This window comes from Acinetobacter sp. CIP 53.82, assembly GCF_000369465.1.
In the GTDB taxonomy this organism is placed as follows: domain Bacteria; phylum Pseudomonadota; class Gammaproteobacteria; order Pseudomonadales; family Moraxellaceae; genus Acinetobacter; species Acinetobacter indicus.
The window spans coordinates 562,093-581,613 of sequence record NZ_KB850046.1; the positions used below are offsets into that span (position 1 = coordinate 562,093).

General features: G+C 44.8%; 17 protein-coding genes. 9 read left to right on the forward strand and 8 right to left on the reverse strand.

Features of this window, described 5'->3' with window-relative positions:
- Nucleotides 1–47 precede the first annotated feature (47 nt).
- Nucleotides 48–617, reverse strand: a complete 570-nt coding sequence (gene dcd / locus F905_RS08280) for a dCTP deaminase (protein WP_005179553.1) — start codon at nucleotides 615–617, stop codon at nucleotides 48–50.
- A gap of 112 nt (nucleotides 618–729) precedes the next feature.
- Nucleotides 730–1,323, reverse strand: coding sequence for a LysE family translocator (locus F905_RS08285; protein WP_005179555.1), 594 nt, complete (start codon nucleotides 1,321–1,323; stop codon nucleotides 730–732).
- A gap of 407 nt (nucleotides 1,324–1,730) precedes the next feature.
- Between F905_RS08285 and F905_RS08290 the strand changes: the two genes are divergently transcribed.
- From F905_RS08290 to F905_RS08300, 3 genes are read left to right on the forward strand one after another with little or no spacing between them, the layout of a single operon-like run.
- Complete coding sequence (locus F905_RS08290; RefSeq protein ID WP_005179556.1) at nucleotides 1,731–2,732, forward strand: TAXI family TRAP transporter solute-binding subunit; 1,002 nt, start codon at nucleotides 1,731–1,733, stop codon at nucleotides 2,730–2,732.
- Nucleotides 2,732–3,229 (forward strand): DUF1850 domain-containing protein, encoded by a 498-nt coding sequence (locus F905_RS08295; protein WP_005179559.1) that lies wholly within the window; start codon nucleotides 2,732–2,734, stop codon nucleotides 3,227–3,229. The genes F905_RS08290 and F905_RS08295 overlap by 1 nt, the downstream gene beginning before the upstream one ends.
- On the forward strand, nucleotides 3,226–5,244 hold the full coding sequence (locus F905_RS08300; protein ID WP_005179561.1) for a TRAP transporter permease: 2,019 nt from the start codon (nucleotides 3,226–3,228) through the stop codon (nucleotides 5,242–5,244). The genes F905_RS08295 and F905_RS08300 overlap by 4 nt, the downstream gene beginning before the upstream one ends.
- Nucleotides 5,245–5,297: 53 nt before the next feature.
- On the opposite strand, the gene apbC is transcribed toward F905_RS08300, so the two are convergent.
- Nucleotides 5,298–6,575, reverse strand: coding sequence for an iron-sulfur cluster carrier protein ApbC (apbC, locus tag F905_RS08305; RefSeq protein WP_005179565.1), 1,278 nt, complete (start codon nucleotides 6,573–6,575; stop codon nucleotides 5,298–5,300).
- Between the two features lie 250 nt (nucleotides 6,576–6,825).
- Here apbC and metG point away from each other — a divergent pair, with 250 nt between their 5' ends.
- The 4 genes from metG to F905_RS08325 all read left to right on the forward strand — a co-directional run bounded on the left by metG (nucleotide 6,826) and on the right by F905_RS08325 (nucleotide 12,787).
- Nucleotides 6,826–8,883 (forward strand): methionine--tRNA ligase, encoded by a 2,058-nt coding sequence (metG, locus tag F905_RS08310; protein ID WP_005179569.1) that lies wholly within the window; start codon nucleotides 6,826–6,828, stop codon nucleotides 8,881–8,883.
- Between the two features lie 126 nt (nucleotides 8,884–9,009).
- A complete protein-coding gene (locus tag F905_RS08315; protein WP_005179571.1) occupies nucleotides 9,010–9,930 on the forward strand; it encodes a putative phage abortive infection protein in 921 nt (306 codons plus the stop codon).
- A gap of 251 nt (nucleotides 9,931–10,181) precedes the next feature.
- Nucleotides 10,182–11,150 carry an MBL fold metallo-hydrolase gene (locus F905_RS08320; RefSeq protein WP_005179573.1) on the forward strand — a complete coding sequence of 323 codons (969 nt, stop codon included), beginning with the start codon at nucleotides 10,182–10,184 and terminating at the stop codon, nucleotides 11,148–11,150.
- A gap of 449 nt (nucleotides 11,151–11,599) precedes the next feature.
- The gene (locus F905_RS08325; protein WP_005179574.1) at nucleotides 11,600–12,787 is read left to right on the forward strand and encodes an ammonium transporter; all 1,188 of its coding nucleotides are present in this window, start codon (nucleotides 11,600–11,602) and stop codon (nucleotides 12,785–12,787) included.
- 73 nt (nucleotides 12,788–12,860) lie between these two features.
- Here F905_RS08325 and F905_RS08330 read toward each other — a convergent pair whose 3' ends face one another.
- Together F905_RS08330 and F905_RS08335 are read right to left on the reverse strand one after the other, a co-directional pair.
- Nucleotides 12,861–13,484 (reverse strand): LysE family translocator, encoded by a 624-nt coding sequence (locus F905_RS08330; RefSeq protein ID WP_005179578.1) that lies wholly within the window; start codon nucleotides 13,482–13,484, stop codon nucleotides 12,861–12,863.
- Between the two features lie 235 nt (nucleotides 13,485–13,719).
- Nucleotides 13,720–13,926, reverse strand: a complete 207-nt coding sequence (locus tag F905_RS08335; RefSeq protein WP_005179579.1) for an NF038215 family lipoprotein — start codon at nucleotides 13,924–13,926, stop codon at nucleotides 13,720–13,722.
- A 160-nt stretch (nucleotides 13,927–14,086) separates the two neighbouring features.
- Here F905_RS08335 and F905_RS08340 point away from each other — a divergent pair, with 160 nt between their 5' ends.
- Nucleotides 14,087–14,947 carry a 1-aminocyclopropane-1-carboxylate deaminase/D-cysteine desulfhydrase gene (locus F905_RS08340; RefSeq protein WP_005179580.1) on the forward strand — a complete coding sequence of 287 codons (861 nt, stop codon included), beginning with the start codon at nucleotides 14,087–14,089 and terminating at the stop codon, nucleotides 14,945–14,947.
- A 25-nt stretch (nucleotides 14,948–14,972) separates the two neighbouring features.
- Here F905_RS08340 and F905_RS08345 read toward each other — a convergent pair whose 3' ends face one another.
- Both F905_RS08345 and F905_RS08350 read right to left on the reverse strand, forming a co-directional pair.
- Nucleotides 14,973–15,302, reverse strand: coding sequence for a DUF4870 family protein (locus F905_RS08345; RefSeq protein ID WP_005179581.1), 330 nt, complete (start codon nucleotides 15,300–15,302; stop codon nucleotides 14,973–14,975).
- A gap of 262 nt (nucleotides 15,303–15,564) precedes the next feature.
- Complete coding sequence (locus F905_RS08350; RefSeq protein ID WP_005179586.1) at nucleotides 15,565–17,790, reverse strand: YncE family protein; 2,226 nt, start codon at nucleotides 17,788–17,790, stop codon at nucleotides 15,565–15,567.
- A 330-nt stretch (nucleotides 17,791–18,120) separates the two neighbouring features.
- Here F905_RS08350 and F905_RS08355 point away from each other — a divergent pair, with 330 nt between their 5' ends.
- A complete protein-coding gene (locus tag F905_RS08355; protein WP_005179591.1) occupies nucleotides 18,121–19,323 on the forward strand; it encodes a BaiN/RdsA family NAD(P)/FAD-dependent oxidoreductase in 1,203 nt (400 codons plus the stop codon).
- A gap of 24 nt (nucleotides 19,324–19,347) precedes the next feature.
- Here F905_RS08355 and F905_RS15515 read toward each other — a convergent pair whose 3' ends face one another.
- Nucleotides 19,348–19,494 carry a hypothetical protein gene (locus tag F905_RS15515; RefSeq protein ID WP_005179593.1) on the reverse strand — a complete coding sequence of 49 codons (147 nt, stop codon included), beginning with the start codon at nucleotides 19,492–19,494 and terminating at the stop codon, nucleotides 19,348–19,350.
- Nucleotides 19,495–19,521: the final 27 nt, after the last annotated feature.

Consider the following 19,521-nt stretch of genomic DNA (forward strand, 5'->3'; position numbering starts at 1 on the left):
ACAAGCGAGCACAACGGCTCGCTTGTTTTTATTTTAAGTTTCCACTATCAGGCTTTCGGTAAGGTTACCCCGGTTTGGCCCTGATATTTACCACCACGATCTTTATAGGAGGTTTCACATACTTCATCTGATTCAAAGAACAGCATCTGTGCAACGCCTTCACCCGCGTAAATACGTGCAGGCAGGTTGGTGGTATTAGAGAATTCCAAGGTCACATGCCCTTCCCACTCTGGTTCGAGCGGCGTGACATTGACAATAATACCGCAGCGCGCATAGGTCGATTTGCCCAGACACACGGTTAAAACATTACGTGGAATACGGAAATATTCAACTGTACGCGCCAAGGCAAACGAGTTTGGTGGAATAATGCAGACATCCGATTCAATATCAATAAAGCTTTTTTCATCAAAGTTTTTTGGATCAACAATGGCAGAATGGACATTGGTGAATACTTTAAATTCACGCGCACAACGGACGTCATAACCATAACTTGAAACGCCATAGGAAATCAGTTTGTTGCCATTTTCATCAAATCGAACCTGATTATGTGCATACGGTTCAATCATGCCGTGTTTTTCGCTCATTTCGCGAATCCAACGATCAGACTTAATTGCCATTTATTTCTATCCAAAAGCGAATGTTTTACTGCGCTGTACTTTAACTGAAATCGGCACCAATGGAAATAAGCAGGCATGAAGTCGACTTTTCTGCCTGCTGTAGATGGGTCATTTAAAGCCTTAAAAGCGCCGAATAACTTAACGGAATTGAAAAGCTGAACAGCAGCAAGGATGCTGTTTTTTGCAGATTGGCCGGATTAAGCCAGCGGATTTTATTGCTGGCCAAAAAGGAACCAATCAGGGTCCAGAAAAAAGCAATGGGAATAATCAGGATCAGGAACATCAGAATATGTGCCACATAATGTGCGGCGCTGGTCCAGGCGATGGCCGGAAAAATTGCAGAAGCAAACAGCAAGGCCTTCGGATTTAGTAAAGTGGCCACAAACAGTTCACGTGCACGAATGGTCGGCTGCTGAAACTGCTGTTCGACATTGGCAGTACGCCACAACTTGATGGCCAGATAAATGATATAAACCGCACTAAACAGTTTTAGCACAGTGGGCAATAACGGTAACTGGCTCGACACCTGCCCGATTAGCATGCCCCATAGAGTAATGGAAATCAGATAACCAAAGGCTTCAGCGGGAATTAAATGAAAAGATTTACGGATGCCGACCTGAATTCCGGAAGAGGCCAGCAAGGTGTTGGTTGGACCAGGTGTCAACAAGATGGTGATCACCAAACCAATAAAAAACCATGAAATCATAGCCAGCCTCATGCGCGAATGCTGCAAATGTAATGGAGTTGCAAGGCATAGGCAAAAAATAAATTGTAACTGGCCTCATTGTGCAGCAAAACAGAGGAATTCCTCAACTAAAAACACAGTCAATTACAATATATTTATTATTAATTATCATAAACTTAAAAACATATTAAAGAATATATAACAGTCATCAAAACTGGGCCGTTCATCTCCAATAAATCAAGAGTTTTTAGTCCATTTTTACCCACCTCTAATTGTATAAATGCGTAAAAAAACTGTTCAAGTTCAAATTATTCGGTTAATTTTTAACTCAACAAGCTGCCTTAATCAGAATAACCAGAACCAGCTTTAAGTTTGAAATCTTTCAATATTTCAACAATGGATGACGATAATAATCACAGGAGAAGTCAATGAAAAAATGGACGCAACTGACCTTACTGACGCTGGCCTTAGCTGGTGTAAGTGCTTGTTCCAATGATCCGGGCCAGAACAACACCCAGGCCGATCCACAAAGCAGTGCCGCTGCTGCCGACAAACTGCAAACCCGTTTTGTCAGTATTGCCACGGGTGGCGCCTCCGGTCCCTATAACGTGATCGGGACCAGTCTGGCCGAACTGTATAACAAAACCTACGGCGTTAACTCCAAAACCCAGACCACCGGCGCTTCGGTTGAAAACCTGAACCTGCTAAAACAGAATAAAGTCGAAATGGCTTTTGTGATGAGTGATAGTCTGACCGAAGCCATTCAGGGTACAGGCAGCTTTAAAGATAAAATTGGCAATGTGCAGCAAATTGCGGCTTTATATCCTAACTATGTGCAGATTGTGGCTTCAAAAAAATCCGGGATTCGCTCTATTGAAGATTTAAAAGGCAAACGTATTGCCGTGGGTGCACAAAACTCCGGGGTGGAAGTTAATGCGCGTACCCTGCTGAATGGTTTTGGGATTAGCTATGACGATGTCAAAGTCGATTACCTAGGTTATGCCGAAGCCGCCGATGCCTTAAAAGGTGGCAAACTGGATGCGGCCTTCCTGACCAGTGGTATTCCAAATTCATCATTGATGGAACTACAACAGAGTTTTGATCTGCAACTGGTGAGTATTAATGCAGATAAAGTCAAACAGATTGCCCAGAACCAGTCTTACTTCCTGCCAATGGCAATTCCAAAAGGCACTTATGGCAATGCAGAAGATGTGCAGACCGCAGCCATTATGAATGCCTTGGTGGTACGTTCCGACCTGTCTGAAGATGATGTGTATAAGCTGACCAAAACCTTCTTTGATAATTTAGGCAATTTGGCCAATGCCCATCAGGCCGCTACCGATATTACTCTGGAAAAAGCCCAGCAAGGTCTGGTTGCACCGCTGCATCCGGGGGCGAAACGTTATTATGATGAGGTGGCAGCACCTTAATGTTCAGCTACAAAAGTGCAGTTTGGGCTGCACTTTTTCTGTTGATGCTGGTCATCCTGCTCGGCCTGTGGTTTCCGCAAAGTTATACCTTAGTCAAGATTGAAGAGAGTCACAAAGGTCCTAACACCAGCTGTGTGATTCGCCCGCAACAGTTTCAGTTGCAGTGGCAACATTCGGTAGAAAAAACCCGCTGGCAGGAACATTATCAGCGTGAAGATCAGCATTTTATTTTAACGCATACCGACCTGGTGTCCTTTGGTGCCGGTACACCGGATCATTATCCTGTGCTGCGCCAAGCCAATGGCCAGGTACGTATGCAGGTCAATCATCATTTAAAAGAATTACATTGGACCATTTCACGCCGTATGCAAGGACAGCTCCAGATCAATCAGAAACGCTGGCCCATTGCCGAAGATTTTCCTGATTACACGGTGGTGCATTTTTCGGTACAGCAACGACCGTTCTGGAAATGGTGGGGTCAAGGAGACTGCGTATGACACAACAAGAAAAAGTAACCATTGAACAGCTGGATGAAAAAGAACAGCAGGCCCTGCTGGAAAAATTTGACCGGGAATCGGTCACGCGTCAGCCTCGCAGCAAATCGGTCAGCTGGTTTATTGCCGCGATTGCCATCAGCTATTCGCTGTTTCATCTGTTTATTACCTTTAACCCGCTTCCAGAGCTGCTACAACGCTCGGCGCACGTGGCCATTGGTCTGGTGCTGGTATTTTTGCTTTATCCCGCACGACAGTCCAGTTCCCGCCAGCATGTGGTCTGGTTCGACTGGATTCTGGCCCTCGCCTCTCTCGCTTCATTTTTATATTTATGGAAAGAATATCAGGCCATTATGACCACCCGCGGCGGGATTCCCAATGTACTGGATATTGTGTTTTCAATTATGACCGTGGTGCTGGTAGTGGAAGCAGCACGACGGGTCATGGGCTGGATGCTGCCGATTCTCGGGCTGATTTTCCTAGCTTATCCTTTTATCAGTCATTTTAACTGGATGCCGGAACGGCTACTGACCCGGCCTTATACCGTGAGTGATATTTTCGGGCAGATGTATCTGAAAACCGAAGGCCTGTATTCATCGGCGATTGGCGCATCGGTGACTTTCATTTTCCTGTTTATTTTATTTGGCGCTTTTCTGGCCAAATCGGGGATGGGCAAATTATTTAATGATCTGGCCATGGCACTGGCCGGACATAAACAGGGTGGCCCGGCCAAGGTGGCGGTTATTTCCAGTGGCTTTATGGGCAGTATTAATGGTACAGCAGTGGCGAATGTGGTCGGCACCGGTTCCTTTACCATCCCGCTGATGAAAAAGATTGGCTATCACAAAAATTTTGCCGGCGCGGTGGAAGCCAGTGCTTCGGTCGGTGGACAGATTTTACCGCCGGTGATGGGCGCCAGTGCCTTTATTATGGCGGAAACTACCGGCGTCAGTTATGGCACCATCGCCCTAGCCGCGACCCTGCCGGCGCTGTTGTATTATTTAGGCGTGATGGCCCAAGTCCATTTTCGTGCCGGGAAAGACAACCTAAAAGGAGTACCCAAAGCAGATTTGCCCCGGGTTAAAGAAGTGCTGAAAGAGCGCGGGCATTTGCTGATTCCGATTGTGGCGCTGGTGTTTTTCCTGTTCCAGTCAATTCCGGTCAGTTATGCCGCGGTGTATACCATTGTGCTTACGGTTATTGTGGCAGCCTTTAGAAAATCTACCCGCATGGGAATTCGGGAGATTCTGGATGCCCTGGCCGATGGTGCCCGGCAGTCCTTATCGGTGATGGCGGCCTGTGCGGTGGTCGGAATTATTATTGGGGTGGTCAGCCTGACCAGTTTTGGTACTGTCATGACTTCATCCATTATGAGTATTGGTGCGGGCAGCCTGTTCCTGACGCTGTTCTTTACCATGCTGGCCTCCATGATTCTGGGCATGGGCCTGCCTTCGATTCCGGCCTACATCATTACCGCGACCATGGCTGCACCAGCCTTGGCCCATTTTGATATTCCGACCTTGGTAGCGCACATGTTTGTGTTCTATTTTGGTCTGTTTGCCAATATCACCCCGCCAGTGGCGCTGGCCGCCTTTGCCGGTGCCGGGATTGCTGGCGGCGACCCGATGCGGACCGGTTTTCAGGCACTGAAACTGTCACTGGCCGGTTTTATTGTGCCGTTCCTGTTTGTATATAACCCGGCCATGCTGATGATTGATACCACCAATGTGGCCGTTAATGCGCGTGAATTTGCCTTCCCGGCCTGGACCACCATTGTCAGCATTACCGTGACTTCGGTTATTGGGATTCTAGCCTTGGGCGCGGCGGTCGAGGGCTATTTCAAAACCGGTTTAAACTGGTTCTGGCGAATTTTCATGGGGGTGGGTGCCTTAATGATGATTATTCCGGAAACCTATACCGATATTGCCGGTACCATCATGGTGGTGATTGCAGTGGCTGTTAATGTGCTGCAAGCCAGAAAGCAAAAATCGACGCCATCCGGTTCATCATCTGCCTAAAACAAAAGCCCAATCTGAAGATTGGGCTTTTTTCTATTCACTACATTACAGAATTAAAAAATCCGGTTCTGGTCTTTGTCTGCTTTTGGCAGTTTATCCATGATTTTCTGGGCAATTTCCCGATAGCTGTCGGCTGCATCATCTTCGGCAATCACAGACGGTTTACCGGCATCGGCATTTTCACGAATCTGTACATTCAGCGGCAAACGGCCCAGTAATGGAATATCGTATTGCTCGGCCAGTTGATCGCCACCACCGGTCCCAAAAATTTGCTCTTCAAAACCACAGTTAGAACAGATGTGCGTCGACATATTTTCAATCACACCTATCACCGGAATCTGTACACGGTTAAACAGCTCAATGCCTTTGGTCGCATCCATTAAGGCTACGTTTTGCGGTGTAGTGACAATTACGGCACCCGTGACCGGAATACGCTGCGCCAGGGTTAACTGGATATCACCGGTTCCCGGCGGCATATCAATCACCAGTACATCTAAATCTGGCCACAAGGTCTGATTGAATAACTGCATCAGGGCACCCGTAGCTTTTGGTCCACGCCAAGCCACCGGGGTATTATGATCACCAGTTAAATGACCAATCGACAGCACCGCCATCCCATAAGCATCTAAAGGCACAAAATGCTCGGCTTCAATCATCGGGGTTTGGCCGGCATTGCCGAGCATGGTTGGAATACTCGGGCCATAAATATCGGCATCCAATACACCCACTTTCAGACCCAGCTGTTGCATCGCCAAGGCCAGATTAACGGTAGTGGTTGATTTTCCAACCCCACCTTTACCGGATGACACCAGAATTACGTTTTGAATACGTGGATGTTTTGGCACATCACGCTGCTGCGGTGCAGCTTTTTGAATTGGCGCTTCTTCTTGCTGGGGTTGATAGTTGGCATTGGCTTGCTTGAGCGCATCTGAACTTGCCGAAGCATCGACCACAGGTGGCAGACTGGATTTTGCTGCAACTTGTGGCTTGCTGGAACAGCTTTCACCTTCGGCATGGTTATGACCACAGCCGCCCTCTTTTTTCGCCCCGGTTTTTTGCTGCACCACATGCAGATTCAGTTCCTTGATGCCGCATTGCTCGAGTGCATCGGCTAGTTCATCATGAATCTGCTGCAAATACTGTTTTTCTTCCGGATAAGTATTGATGGTTAATTGCAGGATTTGTCCCTGTACATTGACCTGAGAAATACGCTCTTTGAGTGCGTTTTGGGAAGCAGGAAGTACATAGTTTTGCAGTACCTTCTGGATTTCTTCCTCTTTCACCTCCTGTGCAGGAGCAAAGACCGATTTTAGTGAAGAAAGCCACGACATAAAGTTACTCCAAATCTGGATATACAACCGAATGCCCTAGTTTAACGGGTATTTAAACGAAGGTTAAGCCAGCACAGCCACAGGAATTATAAATCTTAGTCAAAGACTTGGTTTTTTCTGTTTTTTCGGCACAGAAATGCAGATTTTATCCGGTCCTGAAAAGAATTCACCGATTCCCTTGTGCAAGCCTGCATCATCTAAGGTAAAATCGCGGACATTGCATAATGAATACGAATGAGAGAGTTAATCCGTGCGTAAAATTTTAGTCACCAACGCCCTTCCATACGCCAATGGTCCAATCCATATGGGCCACTTACTCGGTTATATCCAGGCAGATATCTGGGTTCGTGCCATGCGTGCAATGGGCCATGAAGTGACTTATGTCTGTGCGGATGATGCTCACGGTACCGCCATCATGCTACGTGCTGAAGCCAACGGTATTTCACCAGAACAGCAGATTGCCAATGTTCAGGCCGAACATATGCGTGATTTTGCCGGCTTTAAGGTCGATTTTGATCATTATGATTCCACCCATAGCGACACCAACAAGGCGCGCGCGCAAGAAATTTATCTCAAGAACCGTGATGCTGGCAATATTGCCGTTCGTCCTGTGACACAACTGTTCGACCCGGAAAAAGGCATGTTCCTGTCGGACCGTTTCATTAAAGGCACCTGCCCGAAATGTAAAGCCGAAGATCAGTACGGCGACTCATGTGAAGTCTGCGGAACCACGTATAACGCCACTGAACTGTTAAATCCGAAATCGACGTTAAGCGGTGCCACGCCGATTGAAAAATCATCGGATCACTACTTCTTTAAATTGCCAAACTTTGGTGAATACCTGCAAAAATGGACCCGTGATGAAGGCCGTTTGCCGGTATCAATTGCCAACAAGTTAGATGAATGGTTTGACAATGGCCTGAACGATTGGGACATCTCTCGTGATGCACCTTACTTCGGCTTTGAAATTCCAGATGCGCCAAATAAATATTTCTACGTTTGGGTCGATGCACCTATCGGCTATATGTCGAGCTTTGAAAACTACGTCAAAACCAAACGTCCAGACCTGAATTTTGATGATTACTGGAAAAAAGATTCTGACAATGAGGTCTATCACTTCATTGGTAAAGATATTGTCTATTTCCACGCGCTGTTCTGGCCAGCAATGTTGGAAGGTGCCAACTACCGCACCCCAACCGGTTTATTTGTAAACGGTTTCTTGACTGTAAACGGCCAGAAGATGTCGAAATCTCGCGGTACGTTTATTAAAGCGGAAACGTATTTACAGCACTTGAATCCGGAATACTTACGTTACTACTTTGCCTCTAAACTGTCTGATAAAGTTGAAGATTCTGATTTGAATCTGGATGATTTCGTGCAGAAAGTAAACTCTGACTTGGTGGGTAAAGTAGTGAATATTGCCAGCCGTTGTGCCAAATTTATTAACACCAAGTTTGATAATACATTAAGCGCAACCTGTGCCGAGCCTGAACTGGTGCAAAGCTTTATTGACGCTGGTGATTCAATCGCGCAAGCATACGAAGCACGTGAATTCTCAACAGCGATTCGTGAAATCATGGCGCTTGCTGATAAAGCCAATCAATACATTGATGAGAAAAAGCCTTGGGCGCTTGCGAAAATTGAAGGCGAAGAACAGCAAGTGCATGATGTGTGTTCTGTCGGGATCAACCTGTTCCGTCAATTGGCGATTTACCTTGCACCTGTATTACCAACATTGGCAGAGCAAGTTCAAGCGTTCTTACAACTCGACAGCTTTAACTTTGAATCTCGTAAGCAAGTATTAGTGGGTCATGAAATTGCATTGTTCCAACCTTTAATGCAACGTGTTGACCCGAAAGCGGTTGCTGCAATGGTCGATGCATCTAAAGATTCTTTATCTGCACCTGCAGAAGCACCAAAAGCGGAAAAGAAAAAAGAGAAGAAGGCTGAAAAGAAACCTGAACCTAAAGTCGGTGAAGCTGAGATCATTGGCATTGACGACTTTATGAAAGTTGATTTGCGTGTAGCGGAAGTTTTAGACGCTGCAACGGTTGAAGGTTCAGATAAACTTCTTCAATTGACTTTAAATGTCGGTGAAGCTGAACCACGTAACGTATTTAGCGGTATTCGTGAGTTCTACCAGCCTGAAGACCTAAAAGGCAAATTGGTGGTGATGGTGGCGAACCTTGCACCACGTAAGATGCGTTTTGGTATTTCTAACGGTATGGTTTTGGCTGCGGGTAATGGCGACGGTGTTTGGGTGATTTCACCTGAAACTGGTGCTAAACCGGGTGATAAAGTGTCTTAATTTTTGAATTGAGATAAGAAAAAGCCTCTACATTGTAGGGGCTTTTTTATTGTTTTAATTCACCTACTCTTTAGACAACAAATCAAAAAATTGGTATATTTTTATTAAATTTCAAAACTTAACAATATGAATAAATTTATTAAATACTTAGGCTTATATGTTCCTTTAATACTTATTATACTTAGTTTTGTAGGAAGCATATTTATTTTCTCAAATCAGACTTTTAATATTGGTAGCTCTAAGATAATAGACGCTAATTTATCAGCACAATTTGGAAATCTATATGGGGGACTCATTGGCACTATACTTAGTGCATCAAGTGTTTTCCTTTTAATCTATACAATATTTCAACAAAAAATTGAATCTCAAAAAAACAATTTAGAGAATAATTTTTTTAAGATGCTTGATTGTCATAATCAGCATTTAAACTACATCTGTATTCCTCACCTTAATCCTGAAAAAGGTATGGTGGAAGGTAAAAGAGCTTTCATACAATTTAAAATTCAATTTAAAAAAATCCTAGAAACAGTAAATTATATATTTTCAAAGCATACTTTAGAATTTTCAGAACAAGAGTTAGCAGATATTAGCTATATTATTTTTTATTACGGACTCGAAGGTTCTTGGACTAATTTTATTCATAATAAATTAGGTAGATATAACACTCTAACTTTAGAAATAATCAAAGATATTCAAAGTGAGCTAAAGACCAAATCAAATGGAACCAATAAATTCTTAAGAGCAAATCAAACATATCTAAGCTCTTATTTCAGAAATATGTACAATGCTATAAAAATGGTGGATGAATCAAAAATTCTAAATGATTTTGAAAAATATGAATTAATCAAAATCTACCGTGCTCAACTCTCAAATCCTGAGCTTTATGTAATTTTTTTCAATGTGCTATCACGCTTTGGAAAAAAATGGCTCCAAAGTGATTTCATTAATAAATATGATTTTATCAAAAATATTCCATTTGAATATTGTGATGGATATGACCCAAAACATTACTTTCCATCTATCAAATTTGAAGAGGACGAATATTAATTAAAAGTATTACACCTCAAGAAGGGCGACATGGATGTCGCCCGTTCGTTAGGGGCACACGGACGTGCCCTCTAACGAACAAAGGGGTTTTGTTACTTTTGCCCCGACAAAAGTAAGACGGATAAAAAAATAGTGGTCATAGCCCTCATCCCAACCTTCTCCCAGAGGGAGAACGAGCTTCCAATTAATTTTAAACTTGTTTAATAAATATGATAAAAAAGTACGAATCCTTTAAAACCTAAAAGAACCCTATGAAAACTTTAAAACCTATACTACTCGCATTCGCTCTCAGCACCACAACCATCACCACTTACGCTACTGAACCGACTATTGCCCAACAAAAACAAGTCGCTGGCTACTACCACCACCAAATCGGCAATACCCAAATCACCGCCCTACTTGATGGCACAAACTACTTAAATCCATCTTTATTTAAAAGCTTAAGCGACAGTCAAAAAACTGAAATTTTAAAGAAATATGCAGCCATTAATGAAAAAGGCATTCAAACCTCAGTCAATGCCTTTGTTATTAATACAGGCAACCAACTGCTCATGGTCGATAGCGGCGCTGCAAGCTGTTTTGGCACACACTTAGGCTCAATCTATAACAATCTAAAAGCATCAGGATATGAACCTACCCAAGTGAATGGTATTTTCCTGACACACTTACACCCAGACCATGTCTGCGGTATTTCTAATAATGGGGTAGCAAATTATCCAAATGCGACATTACATATTTCAAAAACGGAATACGATTATTGGCTAAGTCCAAACACAGTTAAAAAATTACCGAAAGATAAACAAGCCGCATTTTTAGGTACAGTCGAGAAAATTAAAGCTGCGCTTGCCCCTTATGAAAAAGCTAAGCAAGTTAAAGTCTTTTCAGATAAATCATTGCGTTTTGGCGATATCGAATTCAAACCATCTTTTGGTCATACCCCTGGTCATTACAGCTTTAAGCTGAAAACCAATGGTCAAGAGGTTGTCTTTATAGGTGATATTGTCCATTCACATACTTTGCAGTTTGATGAACCAGAAACAGCCGTTGAGTTCGATTTTGATCCTGCAACAGCAGTACAAACTCGTCTAAAACACTTTGCTGAATATGCCCAAAACGGACAACTAATTGCGGCACCACATTTACCTTACCCTGGTCTTGGTCATATCTATGCAGAAGATGATGACACCTATCAATGGATCCCTGTGCATTTTACCGATTAACTCAGTTCTCTTGAGCTAAGTCAGTTTTATAAACAGAACCCCGCTAATGGGGTTCTGCTGTTTTACATCCAGTATTCCTTGCTATTCTTTCGCACTTTTTCTGTTCCTACACGCAACCACATTAGCCCTCGCAGCAATTTTCGCCTTAATTTTTAAAATTTTCTAAACAGTCCAGCCTGTTTCAAAATGCACCGTAAACATACAAACTGCTGCACATCTTTGTATCAATCAATTTAAATCCTTCAAAAATAGCCAATAATATTGAATTTTACAGCGTTCAAAAAAGACTGGATTTGGTGCAAAAAACCGCACTGTGCTTTATATCGAGTCTTATTCATTTCACGAAATTCTTCATCAAAATTTCCGCAGTCTGCCCCTCTTTTACAATCTATTCGCCTCGATATACTGAGTTTCTTTTCCTGATCCCGTGCACTCAATTGGAACGCACAATGCCAAATATCGACTTATTATTTCTCCTTCTTGGTGCAGTGCTGGTGCTGGCCATGCATGCCGGATTTGCATTTTTAGAGCTCGGCACCGTTCGGCATAAAAATCAGGTCAATGCCCTAAGCAAGATTCTCACAGACTTTGCTATTTCTGCAGTGGCCTATTTTCTGGTGGGCTATTACATTGCCTATGGCCAGCATTTTTTCCATAGCTCGACCACTCTGGCGGCCGATCATGGCTATAACCTGATGCGCTGTTTTTTCCTGCTGACCTTTGCAGCGGCGATTCCGGCCATTATTTCTGGTGGGATTGCCGAACGTGCCAAAATGCGTTCGCAGGCCTTGGCGACCTTATTTCTGGTGGCGCTGATTTATCCATTTTTTGAAGGGATGATCTGGAATGGCAACTTTGGTCTGCAACTCTGGCTAGCACACAGCTTTGGTGCCAGTTTCCATGATTTTGCCGGTTCGGTGGTGGTACATGCCATGGGGGGCTGGATTGCACTGGCCGCGGTGATTCTGCTGGGCGCGCGTTATGGGCGCTATAAAAAAGATGGTCGTATCAGTGCGCATCCGCCTTCGTCGATTCCTTTTCTGGCTTTGGGTTCCTGGATTTTAATTGTCGGCTGGTTTGGCTTTAATGTCATGAGCGCACAGCGTCTGGATGCCATTTCCGGACTGGTGGCAATCAATTCTTTAATGGCGATGGTCGGGGGCACAATAGCCGCTAAAATTGCAGGCAAAGATGACCCGGGCTTTTTACATAATGGTCCACTTGCCGGTCTGGTGGCCATCTGCGCCGGCTCCGATGTGGTACATCCACTCGGTGCCTTTGTGATTGGCGGCATCGCCGGGATTATGTTTGTCAAACTCTTCACCTATACCCAGAATAAACTCAAGATTGATGATGTGCTTGGTGTCTGGCCCTTGCATGGCGTATGTGGTGCTTTTGGTGGACTGGCAGTCGGTATCTTTGGGCAGCAATGGCTCGGTGGTATGGGGGGCGTATCCCTGATCTCCCAGCTATTCGGCACAGCGCTGGCGATTCTGATTGCACTGGCCGGTGGTTTCCTGATTTACGGCGTACTGAAACTGCTGATGGGGATCCGTTTAAGTCAGGAAGAAGAATTTAATGGCGCGGATTTATCCATTCACCGGATTTCTGCCAATTCTGAAGAAAATATGTTCTAAGATAAAAAAGCCTCCGACAAAACGGAGGCTTTTTTGAGATATGTTAATCAACGATCAACACAATTTAAGCCATCTATTTCATACCAAAAATCAGTTTTAGACCCAGCACCGTCATCACCACACCGGCCGCACGATCAAATACTTTTTTAAACTTTAAATAGACTGCGCGCGGTTTTTCCGCCGATAGTGCCACCGCCAGCAAGGAACACCAGCCGGCATCAATAAAGAAACACAGAATAGGCAGGACAAAATAAAAATACAGTGGAATCTCTTTGGGTAATAGCGCGGTAAAAATACTGGCCAGCACAATAGCAATTTTAGGATTCGACAATTGAGTAATCAGACCGGTCATAAAAGCACGGCGTAAGGACATTTGCGTACCAGCAGCATGCTCAGCCTGAATTGGGTCTTTGGCATGTTTAATAATTTTAAATGCCAGCCACAGCAGGTATAAACCGCCACAAATTTTTAAGGCCAGATAAGCCGATGGCACAGCCAGTAAAAAGGCCTGTAAGCCCAGCACCGCAAGCAAACCAAAGATGGCTGCGCCCAAACCGGTGCCCAGCGCGGTAAACAGACCATGCTGACGTGAAATCGCAATCGAGTTTTTCGCCACATAAATTGATGTTGGCCCCGGACTCATGGCCCCCAACATCAATGCCAGCGCAATTGATCCCAAAATAAAAACGGATTCCACAGTCCTATCCAATACAATGATCTGCCGGCATTTTACAAGCAAGTGCTTTGAATATCTTCCTATTTTTTACCAGTTGTTTTGATTTTCACGATATTTTTCACTATAGATCTTTATACTGACCTTATAAAATTCACTCCGTATTTTAATCAATCTGCTGAAATTTGCTTGCCATAAAAAAGCGCCCAGATACCAGCATGGCCTGAGCGCTTTTCAAGATCATCAATTAAATACAATATTAATAAATCTGTGATGGATCGGTCTGCTCTGGCCTCACACTCGCTTCTTGCTTGGGCAGCAGATAATCCTGATCATGCACCGGCACACCGCCAATAATCATGCTGCGTGTTTCTTCCGTTTTGGGCTGGTTTAAATCTTTGGTCGGGTCACAAGCCGCCAGTAAAGCGCCCTGGATTAAAATAAGCAGGAAGATGATTCTTTTCATCATTATTCTCCCTTTCTGCAAGGTCTATATGTTTATTTTTTACACAGTTACTATTTTTATGCAAGCCCGATCCGGCTTTTATCGTGAGAGATTATTTAAATGTCTTTACTGACCGCGCCCCGTTTTCAGTTAGAATTGTCAAAAACGTTCCGTTCTGTCTATGTTTGATTCTATTGCCCAGCAAGTGCCTTATCAGCACATTGAATATCGCCACCAGCGCATCAGCATCAAGCGGCTGGATCTGATTCATCCGCAGATTTCGGGCAACAAGTTTTTTAAACTGAAATACAACCTGCTGGCCGCCCGGCAACAGGGGTTTGAAAAAGTGCTGACCTTTGGCGGAGCCTATTCCAATCATATTGCTGCAACCGCTTTTGCCTCGCATAAGTTTGGTTTTCAGAGCTTAGGGATGATTCGCGGTGAAGAACTGGCGCAGCGTCCTCTAAACCCAACCTTGGCTACGGCGCAGCAATTTGGCATGCAGCTGGAGTTTATCTCCCGCAATGCCTATCGCCAGAAAGATCAGCCCGATTTTTTGCAGCACCTGCAACAGCAATATCCCGATTTTTATCTGATTCCGGAAGGTGGCACCAATGCGCTGGCTATTCAAGGTTGTCGGGAAATTCTGACAGCGGAAGATGCGCAATTCGATCTAATCTGCTGTGCCGTCGGTACGGGTGGCACGTTTGCCGGGTTGATTGAGGCCAGCCAGCAACATCAGCAATTGCTGGGATTTTCGGCCTTAAAAGGTGATTTTTTAACTCATGAGGTCGCGCAGCTCACGTCCAAACGCAACTGGCGTATTCTGGATAATTATTGCTGTGGCGGTTATGCCAAAACCACACCCGAATTAATCCAGTTTATTCAGACGTTTGAGCAGCGTTATAATATTCCGCTGGAGCAGGTTTATACCGGCAAAATGCTGCGCGGCATCTTTGATCTGATTGACCAAGATAAAATTGGACCAGACCAGAAAATTTTACTGATCCATACTGGCGGGCTACAGGGACGTGCGTTTTAAAGCATCAGCTTCAAGTGCAGTCTATTTATGATACCGACTGGTTATTGTTTAGCGCCATCAGGCCTTTCACCAAACGGTAGATATGCCAGATAAAGGCCAGCAACAGCACAATAAAACCAATCAGAATGGTGGTCAGAACCGCACCGACCAGATAGGCAATCAGCGTCACCCAAAAAGTTTTGATTTGCCAGTTCACATGACTTTCCAGCCAGGTGCCACGCATTTCTGCACGTTTTAAATAATTCATGATAATGGCAATAATTGGCGTAACACCGACAAAAAAGCCGGCGATATACAGAATATAGGTGATCAGGTTGTATTGTTTGAGCTGATCCAGCCCCGCGGTTTGATTCATTGATTTTTTCCTTTTTTATAAAGTCCGATACCAGATGTAGATGCCTAGCCGACATTTCTGTTTATTGTTAAGCCAATCAAAGTGTAACTGCGTCAAGTTGAAGCTCGACACCTTAATATAAACAGATCATAAAAAAGTCTGATGAAAGTTTTGTTGATGATCTGTATGTGCTGTGAAATTCAAAGTTCATCTGTTGTGACGTCCTCAATCGGGCTTCCATCCAGCGGATACAGTTTCAACTGGATGGAAGGAAAATCAAAACTTAAGGCTGATTGGTCTCTGGCAATGGATTGGCGGCAAAATAGCGCTCCAGATGATTCACATGTGAATCCGGACGTGGCCGGCGCATATTTTCTGCGACCCCGTTATAGAGCTCAGCCCGTGGCGTTAAGTGGAATTTATTCAGCTCTGGGTCCATATACGGCAAGCGCTGTTTACGCTGTAAATATTGATGCAATTGCTGATTAATTTCCTGTAAACCATAGCCACCTTTGGCCCAGGCGCTGTCGTGGCTGCCCCAGTGATGGCCGAACTCATGGCCCACAATGCCAATACTGGTATTGAAATAATGCGCATAGAACAGCCAGGTATCGACTCCCAGCACATTTCGTCCGCCTAAACCGCCGCCCACGGTGGTCACCCCGAGCGTCACTTTGCCACGGTTCATAATCTCATCATAATATTTTTGATACTCCGCTGCGGTAAAGTAACCGCCATCTCCGACCACTTGGCCCTTGTTGCCAAAGAAGTCATGCCCCATGACCGCTTTATGGTTAAACCAAATGTGTTTAAACTCAGGGCTATTCACCAGATAGGCAAAATTGGTAATCATAATCACCCATTCACGCGCATAGGCTGGAGTAATTTTGCCCCAATTGCCATGCGTTTCAGGGGCAAAGTTGCCAAAATGAATTTTCCATTTCGGCTTTAAACTCATGAGCTTTTGTACATGCGGATCGGTTGCGGAGCTGATTTTTAACTCGAGTAAATCTGCCGGTAACTGCTGGAAGTTGCCTAAATTTCTTAGCTGAACCGAACCTGTGCCCTGCAGCAATGGGAAATGCATATTTTCATTGATATTCAGTTTGAGTTTGACCTGGCTAAAAGCATCCAGATGGTCCAAGCGGGCCAACACAAACCATTGCTCGGTATCTTTCAGTCTGGCGTGAATTTCCAGATCACGGACCGGTGCCGCACTATAGCTTTGCAAGGCCAGAAGCTGATGCTGTAAATTTGCCGATAAAATATTATCCATATAAAAATGGCGCAGGTTTTCATTGGTCAGGGTTTCCCAGCTTTCCCCATCTTGCAGCACATAACTGCGGCTTTGGGCCTGCTGCTGCTTGAATGCCGTGACTGTGGCAGCAGTATTGGACTGGAACTGCTGCAATCGCTTAAGCGGCATCATGACAATTTTGCCGTTAAACAGGCTGAATAAATGTTCCTGACTAACCTGAATATCTAAGGCACCGGCCAGTTGCTGATCGGTACTCGCCCCTGCCGTACGATATTTATAAAAACTTTCTTCTACGGCTGGAAAAATATTCTGTAGATTTTGCGTATTTGGTAAAGCTGAACTGTCGATCCGGCCTGAAGTATGGGCTGCATAAAAACGCTGGTCATCCGCGGCATGAAATACCCGTGTTCCCACATTTTCCTGTCGTGTCGCCGCCACGTTTGTTGCGCCTTCTTCAAGATGAGTCAGGTCATATACATAGCTCATGCCATTATTAAAACTGGCATACAGCAAATTACCGACAGCTTCCAAACGCGCACTACAGTTATAACCACAGTTCGGCAAGGACAAACGTGCATATTTTTTGGCTTTTAAATGATTGGTGCTACTGATCTCACTTTGCTTCCAGACATTAATCCGGCTATGCGTATCTGTGGCAAATACATATTGATCATTCGCTGCCACCGACATGGGATGCACCACCACGGTATTGTGCTGATCACCCGACCAACTGCCGGTTCCCAACGACATCAGAAATTGTGGTTCGCCTGAGCCTAAATCAAAGACATCGACCCGGTTAGACGAATAAGAAGCCGCATATAAGCGGTCGTTATGTACACTTAAATCAAACAGCCGATTCCACGGCCGACCAATGCCGGAAATATTCTGGGCATGGATCGAACTCAAGACTCGCTTGGCTTTCAGGTCATAACTCAAAATGCTTGCCTCGGCGCTGTCATTGGCCACATACAAAATATCCTGATGCACCACCATCGCTTTCGGATTCCAGCTGTCCAGACCAAAAGTCTGGGCACTAAATTCGGTGGCCAGATCTGCAAAGCGAACGTCATTGATCAAGCTGGCAGTGACAGGCGTGGTATCAGGTGTTGAACCAGGTGAAGTTGGCGTCACAGGAGCCGGTGCAGATGGATTTGAAGATGCTGCCGTATTGCTGTCACTGCCACCGCCGCCACCGCAGCCAGTGAGAGCCATACTCAAAATTACCGCCAGGCTTAATAATGTTTTATTCATTGTGTTCCCCAAGAGACAAAGTCATGACATAAAAAATATGTCTAAAAATTGCTATTTATTCTGAACAACAATGCCCCTTTAATAAATATTAAACTATTGATTTAAAACTACTTTAAAATAAAACCAGATCAAATAAACACGACTTTGCCGCGTAAAAAATCACCTTGAAACAGTAAAATGTGGCCTTGCTAACGATGATTTGGTTTATTGATAGACCATTCCTGCTTTATAGGAAAAGTAAATATTCTGCGCACATTTCAATCTGGAAAATGCGGCATCATCAAACGATAAAGTCTATAATAGTCCGCTTTCATTTTCTCTCGGTGCAACATGGCAACAGCAAATCAATACGATGTTCTAGTTTTGGGTGCCGGTGCGTCTGGTTTAATGACCGCCTATATGGCTGCCCAGCGCGGACGCAAAGTATTGGTGCTGGAAAAAGCCAATAAAGTTGGCAAGAAAATCCTGATGTCGGGCGGTGGTAAATGCAATTTCACCAACCTCTATGTCGAGCCAAGCAACTATATTTCACATAATCCGCATTTTGTGATTTCCGCGCTCAGCCGCTATACCAATTGGGATTTTATCGGGCTGGTCTGCGAATATGGCATTGACTATGAAGAACGTAAACATGGGCAGCTGTTTACCTTAAATGGCGCCAAAGACATTCTGAATATGCTGCTGGCCGAGTGTGACAAAACCGGTCTGGTCGAGATTAAAACCAGCTGTGAAGTCAAAGCCATGACCGCCATAGATGATTTGGGTTTTCAGGTCGCAACCACTTTAGGTTATTTTCAGGCGGAATCTGTGGTCGTCGCCAGTGGCGGCCTGTCCATTCCGACGCTAGGGGGTTCCGGAATCGGTTATGAAATTGCCAAGCAGTTTGGTCATCATGTCTATCCAACCCGTGCTGGCTTGGTGCCGTTTACCTTTTCCGACAGTTTTAAAGAAGTCACTACCCGCCTCAGTGGTAATGCCGTAGAGGCCACACTTTCCAATACGCTAAACAGCTTTACCGAAGCTTTGCTGTTTACTCACCGCGGTTTAAGCGGACCAAGTTCGCTGCAGCTGTCCAATTACTGGGATGTCGGCCAAAGTTTTCATATCGACTTCCTGCCGGCCGTGGATTTAGCCGAGTTTTTTAAAGCCAAAAAATCCAGCCAGCCGAAAGTGCTGTTACGTACCTTACTGGCCGAACATTTACCGAAAAGTGTGGTGGCAGAGCTGCAACAGCTGATCTGGCCGGAACAGGCGGAAAGCGCCATCGGACAGCTGAGTGATGAAAAACTGGAGCAGATTGCAGCGCGCCTGCACAGCTTTGAAGTCAAACCGTCAGGGACCGAAGGCTACCGTACCGCAGAAGTGACTTTAGGTGGCGTCGATACCACTGAAGTTTCTTCCAAAACCATGGAAAGTAAAAAGCAGAAAGGCTTGTATTTTGTCGGTGAGGTGCTGGATGTGACGGGCCATTTAGGTGGCTATAACTTCCAGTGGGCCTGGGCGTCAGCGCATGCCGCCGCCCAATATGTCTGATGGTTTATAAAACTGGTGGATGAATTATTCCAGATAATCTGTGCGCAATAAGCACAGATGATTCTGGCGTTGTACACGTAAAATAGTCTGCTGCATTTTCACCACGGCGCACTGAACATGCTTTGGTAGTACTGCCGGCTGTTCTGATTGTTTTAAGCTAATTTTTAACATAAGGTCTTCCCCAAATAGACTTTCGTC